Annotated in this window: 21 protein-coding genes and 1 pseudogene; 7 read left to right on the top strand and 15 right to left on the bottom strand. The window is 60.3% G+C overall.

The window, feature by feature from the left end; translation table 11 throughout:
* Positions 1-165 precede the first annotated feature (165 nt).
* Positions 166-921, top strand: coding sequence for an IclR family transcriptional regulator (locus tag GGR20_RS15800; RefSeq protein WP_183312343.1), 756 nt, complete (start codon positions 166-168; stop codon positions 919-921).
* Between the two features lies 1 nt (position 922).
* On the opposite strand, the gene GGR20_RS15795 is transcribed toward GGR20_RS15800, so the two are convergent.
* The 6 genes from GGR20_RS15795 to GGR20_RS15770 all read right to left on the bottom strand — a co-directional run bounded on the left by GGR20_RS15795 (position 923) and on the right by GGR20_RS15770 (position 7,499).
* Positions 923-2,419, bottom strand: a complete 1,497-nt coding sequence (locus GGR20_RS15795) for a 3-hydroxyacyl-CoA dehydrogenase (RefSeq protein WP_183312342.1) — start codon at positions 2,417-2,419, stop codon at positions 923-925.
* 9 nt (positions 2,420-2,428) lie between these two features.
* Positions 2,429-3,202: an SDR family oxidoreductase gene (locus tag GGR20_RS15790; RefSeq protein ID WP_183312341.1), complete on the bottom strand. Its 774-nt coding sequence runs from the start codon at positions 3,200-3,202 to the stop codon at positions 2,429-2,431.
* A gap of 14 nt (positions 3,203-3,216) precedes the next feature.
* On the bottom strand, positions 3,217-4,521 hold the full coding sequence (locus tag GGR20_RS15785; RefSeq protein WP_183312340.1) for a TRAP transporter large permease: 1,305 nt from the start codon (positions 4,519-4,521) through the stop codon (positions 3,217-3,219).
* Positions 4,500-5,021 (bottom strand): TRAP transporter small permease, encoded by a 522-nt coding sequence (locus GGR20_RS15780; protein ID WP_183312339.1) that lies wholly within the window; start codon positions 5,019-5,021, stop codon positions 4,500-4,502. The genes GGR20_RS15785 and GGR20_RS15780 overlap by 22 nt, the downstream gene beginning before the upstream one ends.
* A gap of 37 nt (positions 5,022-5,058) precedes the next feature.
* Positions 5,059-6,039: a TRAP transporter substrate-binding protein DctP gene (gene dctP / locus GGR20_RS15775; protein WP_183312338.1), complete on the bottom strand. Its 981-nt coding sequence runs from the start codon at positions 6,037-6,039 to the stop codon at positions 5,059-5,061.
* Positions 6,040-7,052: 1,013 nt separating this feature from the next.
* Entirely contained in the window at positions 7,053-7,499 is a 447-nt protein-coding gene (locus GGR20_RS15770) for a hypothetical protein (protein ID WP_183312337.1), read from the bottom strand.
* A gap of 632 nt (positions 7,500-8,131) precedes the next feature.
* On the opposite strand from GGR20_RS15770, the gene GGR20_RS18820 reads away from it, so the two are divergent.
* The 3 genes and pseudogenes from GGR20_RS18820 to GGR20_RS15755 form a co-directional block, all read left to right on the top strand.
* Positions 8,132-8,314, top strand: coding sequence for a Z1 domain-containing protein (locus tag GGR20_RS18820; RefSeq protein WP_246349689.1), 183 nt, complete (start codon positions 8,132-8,134; stop codon positions 8,312-8,314).
* A complete protein-coding gene (locus GGR20_RS15760) occupies positions 8,308-8,448 on the top strand; it encodes a hypothetical protein (protein WP_183312336.1) in 141 nt (46 codons plus the stop codon). The genes GGR20_RS18820 and GGR20_RS15760 overlap by 7 nt, the downstream gene beginning before the upstream one ends.
* A 304-nt stretch (positions 8,449-8,752) precedes the next feature.
* Positions 8,753-9,010 (top strand): annotated as a pseudogene (locus GGR20_RS15755) (DUF5131 family protein); the annotation flags it as partial.
* On the opposite strand, the gene GGR20_RS19145 reads toward GGR20_RS15755, so the two are convergent.
* The gene (locus tag GGR20_RS19145; protein ID WP_253560371.1) at positions 9,003-9,176 is read right to left on the bottom strand and encodes an AIPR family protein; all 174 of its coding nucleotides are present in this window, start codon (positions 9,174-9,176) and stop codon (positions 9,003-9,005) included. The pseudogene GGR20_RS15755 and the gene GGR20_RS19145 overlap by 8 nt on opposite strands.
* A gap of 950 nt (positions 9,177-10,126) precedes the next feature.
* Between GGR20_RS19145 and GGR20_RS15745 the strand changes: the two genes are divergently transcribed.
* Positions 10,127-10,291, top strand: a complete 165-nt coding sequence (locus tag GGR20_RS15745) for a hypothetical protein (protein ID WP_183312334.1) — start codon at positions 10,127-10,129, stop codon at positions 10,289-10,291.
* Between the two features lie 248 nt (positions 10,292-10,539).
* On the top strand, positions 10,540-11,406 hold the full coding sequence (locus GGR20_RS15740) for a hypothetical protein (RefSeq protein WP_183312333.1): 867 nt from the start codon (positions 10,540-10,542) through the stop codon (positions 11,404-11,406).
* Here the strand turns inward: GGR20_RS15740 and GGR20_RS15735 are convergent.
* On the bottom strand, positions 11,403-11,624 hold the full coding sequence (locus GGR20_RS15735) for a hypothetical protein (RefSeq protein ID WP_183312332.1): 222 nt from the start codon (positions 11,622-11,624) through the stop codon (positions 11,403-11,405). The genes GGR20_RS15740 and GGR20_RS15735 overlap by 4 nt on opposite strands.
* A 199-nt stretch (positions 11,625-11,823) precedes the next feature.
* On the opposite strand from GGR20_RS15735, the gene GGR20_RS15730 reads away from it, so the two are divergent.
* Positions 11,824-12,138, top strand: coding sequence for a hypothetical protein (locus tag GGR20_RS15730; protein WP_183312331.1), 315 nt, complete (start codon positions 11,824-11,826; stop codon positions 12,136-12,138).
* Here GGR20_RS15730 and GGR20_RS15725 read toward each other — a convergent pair.
* From GGR20_RS15725 to GGR20_RS15695, 7 genes are all read right to left on the bottom strand, one after another.
* A complete protein-coding gene (locus tag GGR20_RS15725; protein ID WP_183312330.1) occupies positions 12,119-13,210 on the bottom strand; it encodes a hypothetical protein in 1,092 nt (363 codons plus the stop codon). The genes GGR20_RS15730 and GGR20_RS15725 overlap by 20 nt on opposite strands.
* 126 nt (positions 13,211-13,336) lie before the next feature.
* A complete protein-coding gene (locus tag GGR20_RS15720; RefSeq protein ID WP_183312329.1) occupies positions 13,337-13,738 on the bottom strand; it encodes a hypothetical protein in 402 nt (133 codons plus the stop codon).
* Positions 13,681-14,250, bottom strand: coding sequence for a DEAD/DEAH box helicase (locus tag GGR20_RS15715; protein ID WP_210283220.1), 570 nt, complete (start codon positions 14,248-14,250; stop codon positions 13,681-13,683). The genes GGR20_RS15720 and GGR20_RS15715 overlap by 58 nt, the downstream gene beginning before the upstream one ends.
* 10 nt (positions 14,251-14,260) lie before the next feature.
* Positions 14,261-14,854 carry a hypothetical protein gene (locus GGR20_RS15710; protein ID WP_183312328.1) on the bottom strand — a complete coding sequence of 198 codons (594 nt, stop codon included), beginning with the start codon at positions 14,852-14,854 and terminating at the stop codon, positions 14,261-14,263.
* Between the two features lie 17 nt (positions 14,855-14,871).
* Positions 14,872-15,753 (bottom strand): ATP-binding protein, encoded by an 882-nt coding sequence (locus GGR20_RS15705; protein WP_183312327.1) that lies wholly within the window; start codon positions 15,751-15,753, stop codon positions 14,872-14,874.
* A gap of 1 nt (position 15,754) precedes the next feature.
* Positions 15,755-16,240 (bottom strand): hypothetical protein, encoded by a 486-nt coding sequence (locus GGR20_RS15700; protein WP_183312326.1) that lies wholly within the window; start codon positions 16,238-16,240, stop codon positions 15,755-15,757.
* Positions 16,241-16,251: 11 nt separating this feature from the next.
* Positions 16,252-16,461: a helix-turn-helix transcriptional regulator gene (locus GGR20_RS15695; RefSeq protein ID WP_183312325.1), complete on the bottom strand. Its 210-nt coding sequence runs from the start codon at positions 16,459-16,461 to the stop codon at positions 16,252-16,254.
* Positions 16,462-16,565 lie beyond the last annotated feature (104 nt).

Raw genomic sequence — 16,565 nt, 5'->3', positions numbered from 1 at the left:
GGGTCGGGGCGGGGTAAGTCGCCGTCTTTGGGGGTGAACGCGCCATCGTTCCGGCTCGGCGCAGCGGCTTTGTCGGCTCGACTTTCGGGGATGGCCGTGATAATCGCAACACAGAATTGCGAAATAGCATTCCGCTGTGCGGAATACTTTAAGGTTGGGGGAGCCATGGCCAGCGACGATCGGCAATTTGTAGATGCTCTGGCAAGGGGGTTGGCCATTCTGGAGTCGTTGTCACGTGCGCAGCGACCCTTGAACAATGGCGACATCGCGCGCGCCACCCAACTGGCGCCGTCCACCGTTTCCAGGCTGACCCATACGCTGACGGCGCTGGGCTATACGCGGCTGACGCCCGGAGGCCGGGCTTATGAACTGACCCCCAAGAACCTGACCTTGGGCTATCCAATCCTTGCCAGCATGTCGCTGATCGAGCGCGCGCGTCCCCATCTCAAACACATATCTGACCTTACCGGCGAAACCGCAGCGCTTGCCGTGCGTGACGGCCTCCACATCACTTTCGTCGAGGTCGTGCCCGGTTCCAATATGGTTGCGGTGCGGTTGGCCATGGGTGGGCGCTTGCCAATTGCGGTTTCGGCGGCCGGCATCGCCCTGGTCGCGGCGATGCCCGAACGCGAGAGCCGCACTATCGCAAGCCGCGTACGCAGCTACATCGGCAAGCGTGAAGGCGACCTCGATACATTCAACCTCTGCCTCGCCCAGGCGAGGGAGGAGGGTATAGCCATCATCCGGGACGCCTGGCGTCCCGGAATCGGTGGGGTTTCGGTCGCCGTGCAGGCGGACAACGATGTGACAGCGCTCACCATCCCGGTCGCAACCGGCAGCGTCTCCGAGCACACCATGCGGGGGCCCCTTGCCGATGCGCTGCGCGAGGTGGCGCAGAGCCTGGGGCGCGGCGCGTACTAGTTCAGCTCGCCATCGCCGAAAGCCCGAGCTGGGCACGGCGGCGCAACCACTGACTGGGGCGGTAGCGGTCATCGCCCGTCAGGCGCTGGATCTGGGTCATGATCGTGTAGAGCTGATCGGCACCCATGGCGTCGGTCATCTCCAGCGGCCCACTGGGGTAATTGAGCCCCAGCCGCATTGCTGTGTCGATGTCGTTGGGCTTTGCAAGGCCGGTCTGGGCCATTTCGCAACCAAGGTTGGCAATCATTGCGCAGATGCGCTGTGCGATGAATCCTGGTGAATCCGCAATCGCCGTCACAGCGCGACTCTGCAAAAGCAGCGCCACGACGCTGTCTCGCGCCGCAGGGTCGGCGTCTGGCGCAGTCATGACGGTGATGCGCCTGGTGGTGTCGACGGCCAGATCGAGGGCCACAAGGCGCCTGTGATCGGCGCCCGTGCGCTCGCTCAGTGCGGCGCAATCTTCCCCAATCGGGGCGCAAAGGATTGGACAAACCCCGTCATCAGCGGGCAGCACCGAGAGATCAAGTTCGCGGGCGAGAGCGACCAGCGCCTCGTTGGCTTCGAGCAGCGACACAGTGTGCGCGGGCGGTGCCGAAGATGTGGCGTCGGCGCTCGGTCGAGCCGCCCCATCGCGATAGTCGAAGAAGCCCCGGCCGGTCTTGCGACCCAACTGGCCTACATCGAAGAGATAGCGATGGAGCGGCGTTGAGCGCAGGCGTGGGTCCGAGAAGTGGCTTTGATGGACAAGGGCGGTCACCGGGTAGTTGATGTCCATGCCCGTCAGATCCATCAGCTCGAAAGGCCCCATGCGGAAACCACAACAATCGCGCATGACCGCATCGACCTGAGCGGGTGTCGCGACATTCTCGTGGACGATGGCGAGGCCCTCCGTCGTATAGGCGCGTCCACCGAAATTGACCAGAAAGCCCGGCGTATCACGTACTTCGACAGGAACCCGACCCATCTCGCGCGACAGGTGCATCAGTCCGTCAACGACCTCGTCGGCAGTGTCGGGAGTGCGGATGACCTCGACGAGCTTCATCACCGGGACTGGATTGAAGAAATGGAGCCCTGAGATCCGGCTTGGATTGGGCAGGCCCGAGGCGATGGCGCCAATGGGGATCGACGAGGTGTTCGACGCGAGGACGGTATCTTTCGCGACCATGGCCGCAAGCTCGGCGAACAAAGCCCTCTTTGCATCAAGGTCTTCAATGATCGCTTCAACGATGAGCCCGCAACCGGCAAGGGCCGACAGGCTCTCGACCACCTGAAGTTTGGCAACAAGCATATCGACCACATCCTGGCTGGCCTTGCCCTCCGCGACGCGCTTTTCCATGCGCGTGATGATGCCAGCCCTGGCAGTCGAGGCTGCGCCGTGGCGCTGGTCAAAAATCAGAACGGTGCGGCCTGAAGCTGCGGCCACCTGCGCGATCCCGGAGCCCATAGCGCCGGCACCGACGATGCCGATCACAAGGTCGTTGTGGGTCAAATCGGTCACGATAGTCTCCTAGATCAGCGCACGAACCAGCCCACCATCGATGGTCAGGTTCTGGCCGGTAATGTAGTTGGCATGGCGCGAGCACAAGAACGCGCAGGTAGGGCCGAAATCTTCAGCCAGACCGAGGCGCTGCATAGGGATCGACTTGGCCATGTTGGTCTTGGCTTCGTCTTCGCTGACGTCCTGCGCCTTGGCCTGTGCAGCGTAAACGCGGTGCAGCGCGCCGGTGTCCATCAGCCCGGGAAGCAGGTTGTTGACGGTTACACCCTTGTCGGCAACCTCACGCGCCAATGACGCCATGGCTCCGGTAAGGCCCGCCCGCACACCGGTCGCAAGACCCATATTAGGGTAAGGCTCGCGAACCGTGAACGAGGTGATATTGACCACACGTCCAAAGCCGTTGGCGATCATGCCGGGCAGCACGGCCCGGGTAAAATCGATCGCCGAGAGCATGTTGGTCTCAATCGCTTTAAGCCAGATGTCGTGCTCATGATTACCGAAGGGGCCCGGCGGGGGACCACCGGCATTGGTGACAAGAATATCTATACCACCGAGCTCTTCATGCGCAGCAGCGAGGATATCGCCCCGCGCTTCGGCGGTCGACACATCACCGGCAACCCAGTGTGCGCCAATGACGGCGGCTGCCGAGGCGGCGCGCTCCGCGTCCCGCCCGTTGATCACGACCCGTGCGCCTTCTTCGGCCAGTGCCTTTGCACAAGCATGTCCAAGGCCCTGACTGCCGCCCAGAACGAGGGCCCGACGCCCGGAAAGTCCCAAATCCATGGTGTGATAATCTCCTAGAGCAGCGCGGGAACAGCGAGGATGATGTCGGGGAAGGTCGCGAACAGAGCAATCGCCAGCATGCAGATGCCAATGAATGGCAGGGCCGCGCGATAAACGCTCTGGATTGACGCTTCCGGAATGACGCCCTTGAGCGCAAACAGCGTGTAACCGAAGGGTGGAGTAATCCCACCGATGGACATGTTGATCAGGAAAATCATCCAGAACCAGAGGGGATCAAAGCCGATCGCACTGATGATGGGCGTGTAGAGCGGTACAAGCATGATCATCAACGCGATCTGATCGATGAACATGCACAGGACGAACGGCACGAACTGCAGGAGAATGAACATCAGGACCAGCGGCAGCGCCAATTCAGTGACGGTCTGCACCAGCTGCGAGGTCGCCCCGCTCATGTTGAGCACCTGACTGAACGAGACCGAACAGGCCATGATGATCATGATCATGCCCGAGATCGACGCGGTCGAGCGCAGGGAATCACGGATGGTGGGCCAGTTGAGATTGCCAAACATCGCACACACGACGACTGCCGCGACACAACCCACGGCGGCCGATTCCGTTGGTGTCGCGATGCCCGCGAGGATGAAGCCCAGGATCACGCCGATGATCAGCAGGAAGGGCAGCGCTTTGACCACCAGCATTAGGCGCTGTTTGAGCGGCAAGCTGGTGTCATCGCTGATCGGGGCCAGGCTGGGATTGATGCGGGTACGGATCACGACATAGCCGAGAAACAGGATTGACAGGATGAGGCCCGGCACGATGCCGGCAATCAGGAGGGCCGAAATCGATACATTGGCCAACATGCCCAGGACGATGGCCATGACGCTGGGTGGAATGATCGGGGCCAGGCTGGACCCGGCCAGCATTGTTCCCATTGAGAGCTTTAGATCGTAGTTCCGGGCCTTCATTTCGGGCCAGAGCGACGAGCCCATCATCGCTGCGACGGCCATGGCCGAACCCGACAGCGCGCCGAACAGAGTCGAGAGCAGGATGGAAACTACATAAAGACGGGCGCGAATGTTGCCCACCACCCCATCAACTGCGTCGAACAGAATTCTCACCGAGCCCGAACGGAAGAGTAGCTCGCCCAAGAGCACGAACAGCGGAATGGCCGCCAGCGACAGCGACGTGCTGGTCGAAAACATCGAGTTGATGATCAAAGTCACGCCGTTGAAATTGCCCGAGATCAGGAAGAGACCGGCAAGATTGAGGGCGAGAAAGGCGATAAAGACGGGAAGGCCAACCGCAAAGAGGGCCAGGAGCAGGAAGAACGCCCCGCTCAGGAATATGTACCACTCCATTTAGGGTCGTCCTTGTGGGAGGTGAGAAAGGTCGCCAGCAGGTGCCGCAGGAAATAGAGGCCGGAGCTTGCAATGCCGTAGACGATGACGCCGGTCACGATCCATTTGGGGATGCGGGTCGCCGCGATCATGGAAATATCGTTGGCAATCTGACGGCTGGTTTCGATGCCGCCAAACCACACCAGCATGGCGCAGACCATAACGGCCAGCAGCAGCGAGAAACGCTGCATCCAGACCGATATTGCGGGACGGGAAGTTTCCACCACGAATGTCATGGCCGCATGGCCGGAACTGCGGGACAATTCGGGCGCGGCGAGAAAGGCGATGAAGGCGAAGGCGACAGCGCTTGTGTCCGGCGCCCAGTCGGTCGGCGCACGAAAGAAATAGCGCGAGACCACTTCAAAGGCCGTCACGGCGGTGAGGTAGAACACCGAGGCCATGGCGACCCAGAAGGCCAGGCGGGTGACACCGTCATGGATGCGCGCAAGCAATGTGAGCATTGTCCGCTCCTTTCCGATGTCACCCGCCCGAGGAGGACTATTCTGCCGTCAGGCCCTTCTCAAGGGCCAGCTGATGCAACGCGGCGCCATCTTCCCCGGCGCGGTCTTCGACCTGGCGCCAGACGCCTTGGGCAAAGATGGCCTCGACGCGGTCGGCATATTCGGGTCCGAACTGGGTGATCTCAAGCCCTGCCTCCTGCATGGCAGCATCTTCAGCTGCCCACAGACCCTCGAATTCGGCACGACCCGAGACTTCGAGCTCCTCGGCCGCTTCGATCAGGATCGACTGCTGGTCCTCGGAGAGACCGTTCCAGGTATCGAGATTGATGAACAGCGAATGGTTGTTGATACCGAACATGGGGCGAGTCATGTAGCTGGCCACTTCATACCAACGATAGTCCATGGCCCCGAAAACCGGCCACGCAGCACCATCGACAACGCCGCGCTCGAGCGAGGAGTAGATATCGCTAGCCGGCATGGTCACAACCGAGCCGTTAAGCGTGGTCACGAAGTCATGATAGGTACCCGAGGCACGGATACGCCGGCCCTCCAAGCCACCATCCTCGCCGATGGGGTCGCGCAGCATGACGTGGTAGCCTGAGGCGGCCGAGAAAACGCCGAGCAGCTTGAGGTTGTGTTTGGCATAGTGTTGATCGATGAGATCGTAGAGACCGCTCTCGCGACGGGCGGCCGGATCGTCGGTGACCGCGTCCATACCAAACACCATCGAGGTCTCGCCGAGGTGGTAGGCACCATGGGTGAAGAGCATGTTGAACAGGCCGGCTGAAACGGGCTGAAGCTGCTCGAAGGGCGGAACGGATTCGGGGCCGCGGAGGTCGATATCGATCTCCCCGCCCGACTTTTCGTTGACAAGATCGATGTAGCCCTGCGCAAAAACCGGCACGGCGTTATAGGTCTCGTCCCAACTCGACAGCATGGTCATCGTCTGAGCGTACGCAGGGGCAACACTCATCATTAGACCCATGGCCGCGGCAGCGAGCGTGAAGCTCTTCAACATAGACTGGTCTCCTCACCTGGGATGCTTTTCTTGGGAGCGTGGTTGAATTCCACGCCGTTCAATCTGTTGCCACCAAAGCTGGACTACCCCGCTACCGTCAAGCGGAATTGCAGAAATCCATTCCGCTGTGCGGAATAGTATCAGAGCCACCGTTACTCGCTCTTTGCCGTGAATGAAATGTTGTCGCGACGCGACCAGTCTTGGTTCGATACCGATCGGCTTGGCCTCTGGCCGCAGCATTTATGGAGGATGCGCTGCCTTTCAAGATGCCATGGTAGGCACCCTGCCTGTGTTTCGGCGTGCAGATTTGACCCCCTGATGGAGTGGGCCCATCCGACCAAACACAATCAGGTTTCGTCTCTGACCATGAGGCGTGCGTATTGATGCTCGAAATGCACCGGGCTGGCTACATTGACGCGGCGACATTTCCGAGGATCTGAGATGACCAGACCGGCTATGATCGCTGTCATCCCCATCCCGCGGCGAGTGCTAGATATGCGCGATCGGGCGCACGGTCTTATCGATGCTCGCAATCGGGCCGCTGCAGCACAGCTCGCGGGAGAGCATGATCTAGAGCCGACGCCGTCCATCGCCCAGCCGTGTTCGACGGTCTTGAGCGTCCAGCGCTGCAGGGGTTGGCTTGCCAATATGACACCCCGTTCGTCGCGCGGCTGCAGCGCGGGCGCGGAAAGCGGCTTAGGGCTAGTCGTTGTGCAGGCAATCGTCGCATAGCCCGTGCCCACCGGCAGATGCCAGCGCCGTCGAAAATGGCCGGTGGCAATGGATGCACTCTGCGTCGTGTGTTCTGACGTCTCGAATAGCCTGCTCAGCGGCCTTTTTCGCGGCGCCTGTGTTCTGCCTCAATCTCTTCCTTGGTGAATTGTGTCATGGACGGCCTCCAGGCGAACGATGCTTGGTTTGGCCAAATCAGGCGAGAGCGCTTGAAGCGCGTTCGCTAACTACTCGAGACTCGCCCCGGCCGACACTGGGGATTTTCCTGTCCCCCGGTCGAGCTATGCCTCTCCCGCGTATGGCACGACCTGGTCCCAATCTTGCGATTCTTCGCCACTGGTCATCGTCTTTAACAGCGAGCCAAAGTTTGGCTCGTAGAACACCCCCGACGTGGAGCGCAAATAGTCTATCAGTGCCAAGGAATGCGGCGGCGCTGACCATTCAGGCGCCTCCCGCATATAGGCCCAGTTGGCCCTCTCGGCGACGGGGGTGGCGTACTCCTCGGCGAGCTCGTCGCCCTCGGCACAAATGAACAGCAACGCCTGGCCGGAGTTCTTGTGACGCAGCTCCCACCACCCGCGCATCACGTCGCCACGGTGTGGGTCATACATCGGCACCAATAGTAGGCCGTTGCACTCACGTGCCTCGGCTTCATTGGGCCACATCCCGCGCAAGTCGGGGTGGTTTGGGTTGCGGTGTCGATACACCCACTGCCAGGTGCTAGCCATTTGCGCCTCCTGTTTTGCTCGTGAAATTACAGAACCGAGTCCGGTCGGCGTCAAGTGCTTGTTCTTCATTTGTTCACATCGTATAGTGAGGCGCTCAGACGATTGAGGCCGGCATGACCATTGCAATCCGCTTGAACACCGCAGAACAGATCCGGAGGGCGAAGGAAGCCCATCCGAGAGCGACAAAGGAGGAATTGGCGACAAGCTTGGGTGTCACTGTGAGCCAAGTCAAAGCTGCGCTGGCGTATCGCCGGCCGGGCCAGAGTCGCAGGTCGTCACTCCGAGAATGAGTATGACTCGAAGCCGCCGACGACTTGAGGCTTGCAGGCTCAAACACGCCGCCGAAGAGGGGCGGGCAATCATCTACTCCTGCCAGGCCTGCTGAAACGAGACGGCCTTTCTGGCCACGGACGTTTTGGACCTACACGGCGACGCCCTTTGCGAACATCTTCATTCATGACCGCGGGGAGACACAGGAACACGGACCGGACCTCTTCCCGGCAGCCTCCATCACACGCCTTGCGGCACAATCGAACTATGTCGGGCCGGGTCGCGTCTTCGGATCGGCTTCCAGCACGCCCGAAGATCTGCCCCTAGTGCGTCCGTTGTCGGACAACGAGTTCCAACCGTGGATGCCGCCGCGACACAAGAACGGCTACCGGCCGCGATGGCAGGGAGAGGATCGTGTGCCGGACTCGCTCGCAGAAGCGATCCGTTCCTTCGTCTATGCCTGTGCGGTGCGGAAGCTGCGCGGGCAGGGCAGCAAACACTCCTCGATGCTCATCCACGTTACCCAACCACGCGGAACATGTTGAAGGCGGAAGCTTTGCCGCAGTGGGTCAAGCTCTCGCCAGAGGACCGGATGAAGGTTCTGCCTTCTATAACCGGGTATCGCGCCTACCTGGCCAAGAACAGCGATCTCGAAACCATCCATTTTGCCGGTATCTGAGCTATCGGCGCTTTAGGGGCTATGCCGAGGCCGCTGCTACAAAGCCCGAAAGCATTGAGACATGGCGGGACGTCTGGCAGAGGCGCGAGAGTTTGCCGTCTGGCCCGTTTGGAAATGGGGGCCAGTGCCCGGTCATGCCGGATGCCGCGTCCCCATCGACCTTATTAAGTCGGGTGATGACACCCTTGGCAGGAGGTCAAGGCTGCATGAGTGCCCCCCACCAAGCGTGATTTGAGTTCCGCTTTCGTTCTCACTACAGTTTTTTTACCGGGCGCACTCATTTTGAAGGGCAGGAGTGGTTGCTATGGCCGATACCTCAATCGAATGGACGGATGCGACGTGGAATCCGGTGGCTGGCTGCACCATTGCCACGGCAGGCTGCACCAATTGCTATGCTATGAGGATGGCGGCCCGCCTCGAGGCCATGGGCGTAGAGAAGTACAACGGCCTTACTCGAAAGTCGGGTGGGCGGGCGAAATGGACCGGTCGAATAGCGCTCGATCAAGCCGCGCTTGATGTGCCGATGACATGGAAAAAGCCCCGTAGGGTCTTCGTCAATTCTGGCCTCCGTTCACGATCTGGAGCCCCTTAACCGCTGTAATGTGGCGGGCGCCGGTCTCGGCGTCATGCCTGACCTCAATCTCGTCGACAGTAGCCACAATGCCATTGTTGTAGGCCATGAAACGATCCGGACGCGTGCGAAGCGTGTCGCGAATCCCCCGGTTCACCTTGCCCCTTGCCTGAAGGAATGATCGGACGTTCTTCTCGAGAAGTAGCGGACCATATCTGTCATAGAGCTGGAAGAGGATCTCCCCGGGTATGAGGGCGAGATAGGCGTCGTAGTCTTGGGAAATCTCTGGCGCGTGAAGGCAACGAAGCCCTTCGTCGGAGTAGATCGTGAAATCCACCACGATCTCGTCGCGGGGCAGCCCTGCCTGAACCAGCCGGTAGAGCCTCTCGATGTCCACGACTTCGAATACAACGAGAAAATCCGGCCGGAGCCGGATCGGGAGAACGCTTTCGCGAGGGCAAGTGGCGGAGAGGAAGGGAAACGGCGCCACTCAACAAAATCAATGACTTACGCTGTCGCAATCGAGGCGTTTTGTCACCATTTGTGACTTCACTTTTGTCGCCTTGCCGCGCGCCCGTCAACATGGAAAATTGATAATGGCGGGGTGAGCTGATGGTCAGACGATTCGTAATATTGAGCGCGACGCTGGCGCTTGTTGGATGCGATGCACAATCGGAATCCTTCACTCTGTATCGCGACAGCCCAATCGATCCTTCAATGCGAATTCACATTTCGACTTTCGATAGTTCGGAAGGGGCTGATTACAATCAAGAGAATTGTCGGCTTGCGGCAGACCTATTCGGGCAACAGCCGGGAGTGGTGTCGCGCTTCTGGTGTGAAAAAGGCCGCTTTGAGCGATGAGGGTTCTGCGTTTTCTCGGCCAGTTGTTTCTAGTATCTGCGGGCATCGTCATCGGAACTTTCTACGTCCTAACCAATCACTCGGTAACGCAAACGGCGCTTACCTGCACGGGCACCTGGGTGCGTGGAGCAGACTTCATTCGAGGCCGCCCGGAAACTGTTATGGCGGTGATCGAGGAATATAGGCCGTGGGTTTTTGTGGACAGACAGCGATGGCAATGTGCGCGCCGAGTCTAGGGAAATACCAATGGCCATCTACTTCCCTCATATGCGCAGGTTTGGTGCAGAGCCAATGGTCAACTACCAGTTCAGCAAGGATAGCGGTGGCCCGATATTGGGCGGCTATCGCGGATCCTTCAGGGAATTAACACTGCAGTTTACTGAGGACACTGTGTTCGACGGCAAGTGCTAAGCTGTGAACAGAAACCGAACAAACTTGCGGCCTTTTGCGTTCTATGACTACGGTTACCGTATTGCTTTTGAGGGATGCGGATGGCCGGAAGCCAAGTCTGGAACAATATTGCAGTGGCTCTTGGGGCGGAACCTCGAGAGCACCCAGTGCTCAAGGGGGCGTCTGGACTTGAGCACACATTCCTTTCAATTGCCGTCGATGACGCGACAAAACGAATAATACTAGTGTCGAGCGAGCCAGACTCAAGGATGGCCGCTCTCACGCAAGTCGATGTCCAAGCGGCGATGCCAGACATGCGCATCTTAGTAGCTCGACCCATTCTCCTCGATCTAGGTGTCTTGTCGCGGCAACTTGTCGAAAAGATCGGCTCCAATCAATTTCACGTCGGTAAAGCTATAGCTGCGATTGACCGGTTCTCTAAGCTACCGAAGTCGAAACAGGACAAAATATTGACTTCCGCTGTCGGCGTAGGCTTCGATAGGTTGAAAGTTGCTTTCGAGCACGTTTCCCTTCCAATGCTAGCGCAGTTTGTTACTGTCTTGCAGCAGGCCGCCAATTTTGATTGGGAGTCCGCCATAACTGCTGCTGCCGAGAAGAATCCAAATGCAATAATTAGCTTGGCAGGTCTTACAGCGATCGACAACATGGCGCTTGATCGGAAGAATGGGATTTGTCCCATTCCGCTGTATGAGCTTGACGAAGCCGAGTGGAGAACGCTCTCGACGTCGAAAGATGTTGGGGAGGTGAAGGAACGGCTCGAACGGATGGGTGTCTATCAATACTTTTTCCCACCCGAAGATGATTTGGCGCTTGGCTTCATCGATAAGGGCCTCTCGGGCGCGGCGGCGCTGCAGAACGCAGTTACAAAGACCCAGGAGCTGGGCCATCAGATTGCTGCGCCCACACTGACTACGGCCGCTGGCGACGTTCGCGAGACCGTCGAGCAGTTGCAGGAGCTCGGCTATGTTGTTGAAGGCGAGTTTGGATATGAGGTTTCAGCAAGCGGCGAAACGCGGCGCGCCAACTTTAAAATCCGTCCACAGGAGAGCCTGTTCTCCAAAATCCTTGGTCGGGTCAGTGTAGGCGTGACCTTTGACCCGACCAAACTCGGTTAGGCTGTTGCTGTCTCGGCCTCGATGATGCCACGCCACTTCGCCGGCCAGATGTTGAGCATGCCGCCCAACTGGTCGGCGACCATATATTCCTCGACCTGGCCGGAGAACGGGCAAAGCTTGACGCCCAGGCGCTGCCGGAGCTCATCTTTAATCGAGAGCCGGAAAAGCAGGTCGGCCCATGTCGCTGTCGAGAGGTAAGTCGGTTCGTCGTAGTGCATCGTATGCCCCCAATCGGTGATGCAGGGAATCATCGCGGGGAACCGACTCGCGGTCAACGATTTTTATCGTTCTATTTCAGTATGTTAAAGTAAGTAAACTTATATTTATCTGCAACTCAGTTGCGGCTCTCGCGCGAACTTCTGTGATTTTGATGAAACGCCGATAGATCGTTTCTCGTGTTACTGATAGGGCTTGTTTATGGAGACGCTTTTCTACACCATGATGCCATTGGCGGCGACGGGGTTCGCTTGGGTGGCTTATCGTCATCCGGCGGAATATGGCAAGGTGAGCGGCGTCATTATTCTATTAGGCCTCGCTGTGCTGGTCGGCATTGCGGGATTCTCCATCGGCTGGAATTCCGCCGTCGCTAGGGTTGAGGATCAAGCGACTGACATTCCAAAAGCGATGCCAGAGTATCTCTGGCTAATTCTCTATTGGACAATGGGCGTGATCGCCTACCTGCACCTGCTGCAATTGCTGCCCATCATTGGAATTAAACACAAGCCGGACTAGGCTTCGCCAGTCCGGGCACTAGACCAACCGTCCAGTCCTGCTCGGCTAGAGCGCGCAGCGAGCTCGAGACCATCCCAACCTTGTCGGTGCCGAGCGCCGTGACCGTGCCGGAGCGGGTCTTACTGAAATAGGCCGTCCAGCCATCGGCGTCATAGAGCTCGGCGACCTTCACCTGGCGCGAACCTGCATGGCCTTTGATCTTGCCGCCGGCCGTCGCCAGGGCACGCTTGAGGGCGTCGAGCTCGACCATGGTCGCCTGGTCGAGGCAGACGACACCATGGGCGTGCAGCCGGCCGGCAGGGCTGATCTCGAGCTGCACCGCGAACGGAAGCACCTTGCCGAGTTCGACCTTCATGGCGCGGTTGATGTAGGTGGCAAGAAGGCCGGCCGGGTCCCTGGACGCGCGCAGGGCCTCTTCGCGTGCCTGGGAGAGGTTGAGCGTGATCGCGGCGCCGTTCCTGGTCTGGCTGGAGCGGATGGCCTGGGCGAACTTGTCGGCCGGCGTCGAGCGTGACCAGGTGGTCGAGCTGATGACGGTTGGCAGCTTGAAGGGAGAGGCCGGGGTGCCGAGCAGGTGCGAGAGGGGTGACGGCTGGCTGGTGCGCAGACGCTTCCACAAGGGGATGATCGGGGTGGGCTTGGTGGGGGTGTATGGAGGGGTAAGGGAAGCTACTGGACAAACACCAGCACCATGGGCCGGAGAGGTCGGCGTTCCCTGGGCAATCGCGGGATTTTCGGCGCTGGAATTTGTCGACGTTTTCGTGCCGGCCGGGGTGGTGGCGTCGTCGGCGAACAGTCCCTCGAGCTCGGCCAGGATCGCCAATTCCTCGGCGCTCGGCGTGATGGTGGCGGCGATCGGCGCGGGGGCAAGCTCGGGAGCCGGTGCAGCGACCGGAGCGGGCGACGGCTCAGCCAAGAGCTCGGCCAGCATGGCGTCGAGGTCGGCCAGGATCGGATCGACTACAGTGGGTTCGATGACAGGTGCCGACCGACCCACGACAAGGCGCCGAATGAAGTCGACAAAGCGCACCAGTCCGCGTCTAAATCCTTGATTTTCTTTCTGAATTTCCATACTATAGAACTGTTCTCTCCTGAACCGAACTTGTAAGTGCAAAGCTCTCGCGATGGCCGTCGCGGGAGCTTTTGTTCAGCGCGTCCGTTGTGCGGAATGCGCCGTTCATATCAATCGTTATAGCGTTCAGGCGGTCGCGACTGCGCGAACGATGTCAGCAAGCTCGCGGGCGATCGACGGTGCCAAGGTGCGCTCCCCCCGACCCCCCTCCCCCACGATCTTAATGCTGGTGCCGCGCCGCGACACGCCGACGTGCTGCTCGGCGCCACTCATAGCTAGGTTGAAATCGCGCAACTCCTGCGAAAGCTGGTTGAGGGCATCGGCGTTCTCACGGTCGAAGGCCGCATAGCCGTTCGGTGTCTTGGGAGTTGCAAAAAGGTAGAGCGTTGTAGCGAAAGCCTGAGCGAGCTCGTGGCCAAAGACACGCTTGAAGTCGCCAAAGTCGATCTCGACGTTGTCGCCCTTGCGGATCACGTCGATCGTCGGAATGGCGCGGTCGAGGTTATCGGCCTTGATCTGCTGCTGCACATATTCGCCGATGAGGTCGAGAACACCGGGCGCAGCCCGCGCTTATCGCCCCGGTTGGGCGTGGCGGTAACACCATAGATGCGGCACATGGGATTGCGCTTGAGCGCGGTGTCGATGATGCGCCGATAGCTGTCCGCCGCCGCGTGATGGGCTTCGTCGATCACCAGGAGGTCGAGCGCAGGGATCTGATCGAGATTGCCGGCGCGTGCCAGCGTCGGCACCATCGCAAAGGTAACCTGTGCGCCCCAGGATTTCTCCCTGGCGTCAACGACCGAGGTCGTAATCGTCGAGTTCACCCGACCAAACTTGCTGCGGATCTGAGTTGTCAGCTCGTCGCGGTGGGCAAGCACGCAGGCCTTGGCTTCGGTCTCGGCGACGATGCGCCCAGCGACAGCAGAGAGCATGATCGTCTTGCCCGCTCCCGTCGGGGCGACGCCCAGAGTGTTCCCATGTTCGCGGAGCGCGCGGACGCTTCGCTCGACGAACTGCTTCTGGCGGGGGCGCAACAGCATGGCGGCGGCCTCACTGCGCCCAGGACGGGCGCACACCCGGCTGCGGCATTGAAGTGTGGGCAGGCTGAGATTGAGGCTGGAACTGCGGCGGCTCCACCGTACCGGCCGCGCCCATGATGGCGGCGTATTCCTTGTGGTCCGGCGTCACCGCCGCGCGAACCTCGTTCTTCTCGTCGCCATTGGTGTCTGTGCCGATGTCGACCTTTGCGACGAACTCGAGCCCGTCGAGATCGGCGAAGCTGCTGATGCGGCGGGCAGCCTGCGCCTGTGCAGAAATGTCCTTGTCCGAGATGCCGCGCGCAGAATTCAGCATGCCGCGGATCAGGCTGCGGCCCATGTTTGCCCAATCCGGCCCTTTTGGGCTGTAGAGCCCGATCAGAGTGAAGATCTTCCGTCGGGCATAGGGCCCTTCGAGCACCGTGAACTCGCCCGAGAGATAGACCGAACCGGTCGTTCCCCGCGTGGCGTATCCACCGGTCCAGCCCTGCGCCGGGTCGTCGAAGCCGCCCGGGCGGATCGTCAGGCGGACCTTGGCCAGCGTGCCCTTGGGGATGATGTTGGTGTTCTGCTTGGCGTCGTTGAAGTCGTTCCAGGATCCAGACATGGCTGGGCTCTCCTCGTTCAGGCGGTTTCGGAATGGGTGTCGGTGGCCGGAGCGGCGGCGGTCGGTGATGGGCTGCGGTAGTCGAGCCGCTCGGAGGCGGGTTTCACCGATCCGCGGATCTTCGCCATGAGACGGCCGAGATGCGGCTCCTCAACAGCCAGGAGCCGGCCGGAGCGGTCCTTCGCGGGGAAGTTCCAGGAATTGATGGTCTGGCAGACAAAGGCTCGGTATGGCGTGCCGGCCTCGTCCTTGATCTCGGCCATCGTCAGGACTTCATCGACGATGCCAGGGAGCTCGAGGCCGGTCTTGGACCCGTCGATCTGCGCCGAGAAGACGCGCCGGTTGAAGTCGTCGAGCTTCTCGTCGAGGATCCCGACGAACCAGACGTTCTTCGCTCGCGTGTGCTGCAGATGGGTGAGCCACGCAATCATCTCGCGGCCGTGCAATCCGTATGCGCCGCGGATGTCGGGCTTGCCCGTCTTTTCTGAAAAGGCTTCGGGTTGACCCTTGCACCACTGGAAGCAAAGTCTGGCCGCCACGGTGATCGAGTCGATGAAGATGGTCTGGTAGCGGTCCAGCGCCGCCGGATCGCCGAAGCGCTCGCACACTGCAGCGTGATGGGCCTCGCTGTAGACCTGGTCGTCTCGGAGCGCTGGATTGGGCCCGCCAATGAAGACGGCGAAGTCACGGCATTCGGCCCATGTACGCGGTCGGACGCTGTCACCAGACCAACCTTCGATGGCGAGGTCGCCCGCCTCCAGATCGATGAAGAGTGTGGTGGCTGGATCGAGCGTCCACAGCAGAGTGGTCTTGCCGATGCCGGACTTGCCGAAGATCGCGCCCTTGATGCCGCGCGGTTCGGCGAGCCGCTGATCGGCCGAGATGATGGGGAGGGTCATTTCATTCCTCCCCGGCCCGGATGAGCCTGAAGGTCATCTTGCCAGTACGAACGGTACGAGCCGGTTCGAAGATCTTGCGGATGTGAGAGGGCCAGGCTGCGTAAGCGCGCTCGGTGATGTCGAATTTCGTCCTGACGTATTCGGCAGGGTCTTCGCCAGCGGCTCTGATCTTTTCGACGAGTGCGGCAAGGATATGCTGATCCCAGTCGACCCTCTTGGGCGTGGTCACGGCAACGACGACGCCGTCCTCGTCCGCAAGGCGTACGGTGCCGGTGTCCTTTGCGGCCTCCAGGCGCGCCATGGCGGCGCGGTCGGTGTATTTGACTGCGATGGCGCCGTTGAGCCACTCGCTGATCGCCTCGGCGGAGCGCAGCCGTTCGCCAGCTTCCTCCTGCAGACGCGCCAACTGCTCGGCCGGCAGAGCGGCGATGTCGCCGACCGGCATGAGCCCGAGATCGTCAAGTGAAATGCGGTTGGAATCTCTCATCGCGGCACCCCTCACGCCGCAGGATAGGTGAAGGTGCGGGCAGTGCTCGCGCGGATCTGCTCGCGCTCGTACTCCTCAATGTCCTCCAGCCGGTACACGACCCGGCCGCCCAGCTTGACGAAGCGCGGGCCTTCGCCCGTCCACCGCCACCGCTCGAGCGTGCGGTGCGAGATGTTCCAGCGCGCAGCCAGATCAATTTGGTTGAGGTGTTTCGTAGCCATCTGTCTGTCCTTCGGTTCCAGTCGAAAACCTGCGGAGAGGATGGCGAAGGATCAGAACTGCGTCGTCGGGACGGAAAGTGGATCGTCAGGGGATGAAATAGGAT

The sequence above is a fragment of the Devosia subaequoris genome, from assembly GCF_014197055.1.
GTDB classification, from domain to species: domain Bacteria; phylum Pseudomonadota; class Alphaproteobacteria; order Rhizobiales; family Devosiaceae; genus Devosia; species Devosia subaequoris.
The sequence above is the reverse complement of the archived record's forward strand: the minus strand, read 5'-3'. Positions and strand labels throughout refer to the sequence as shown.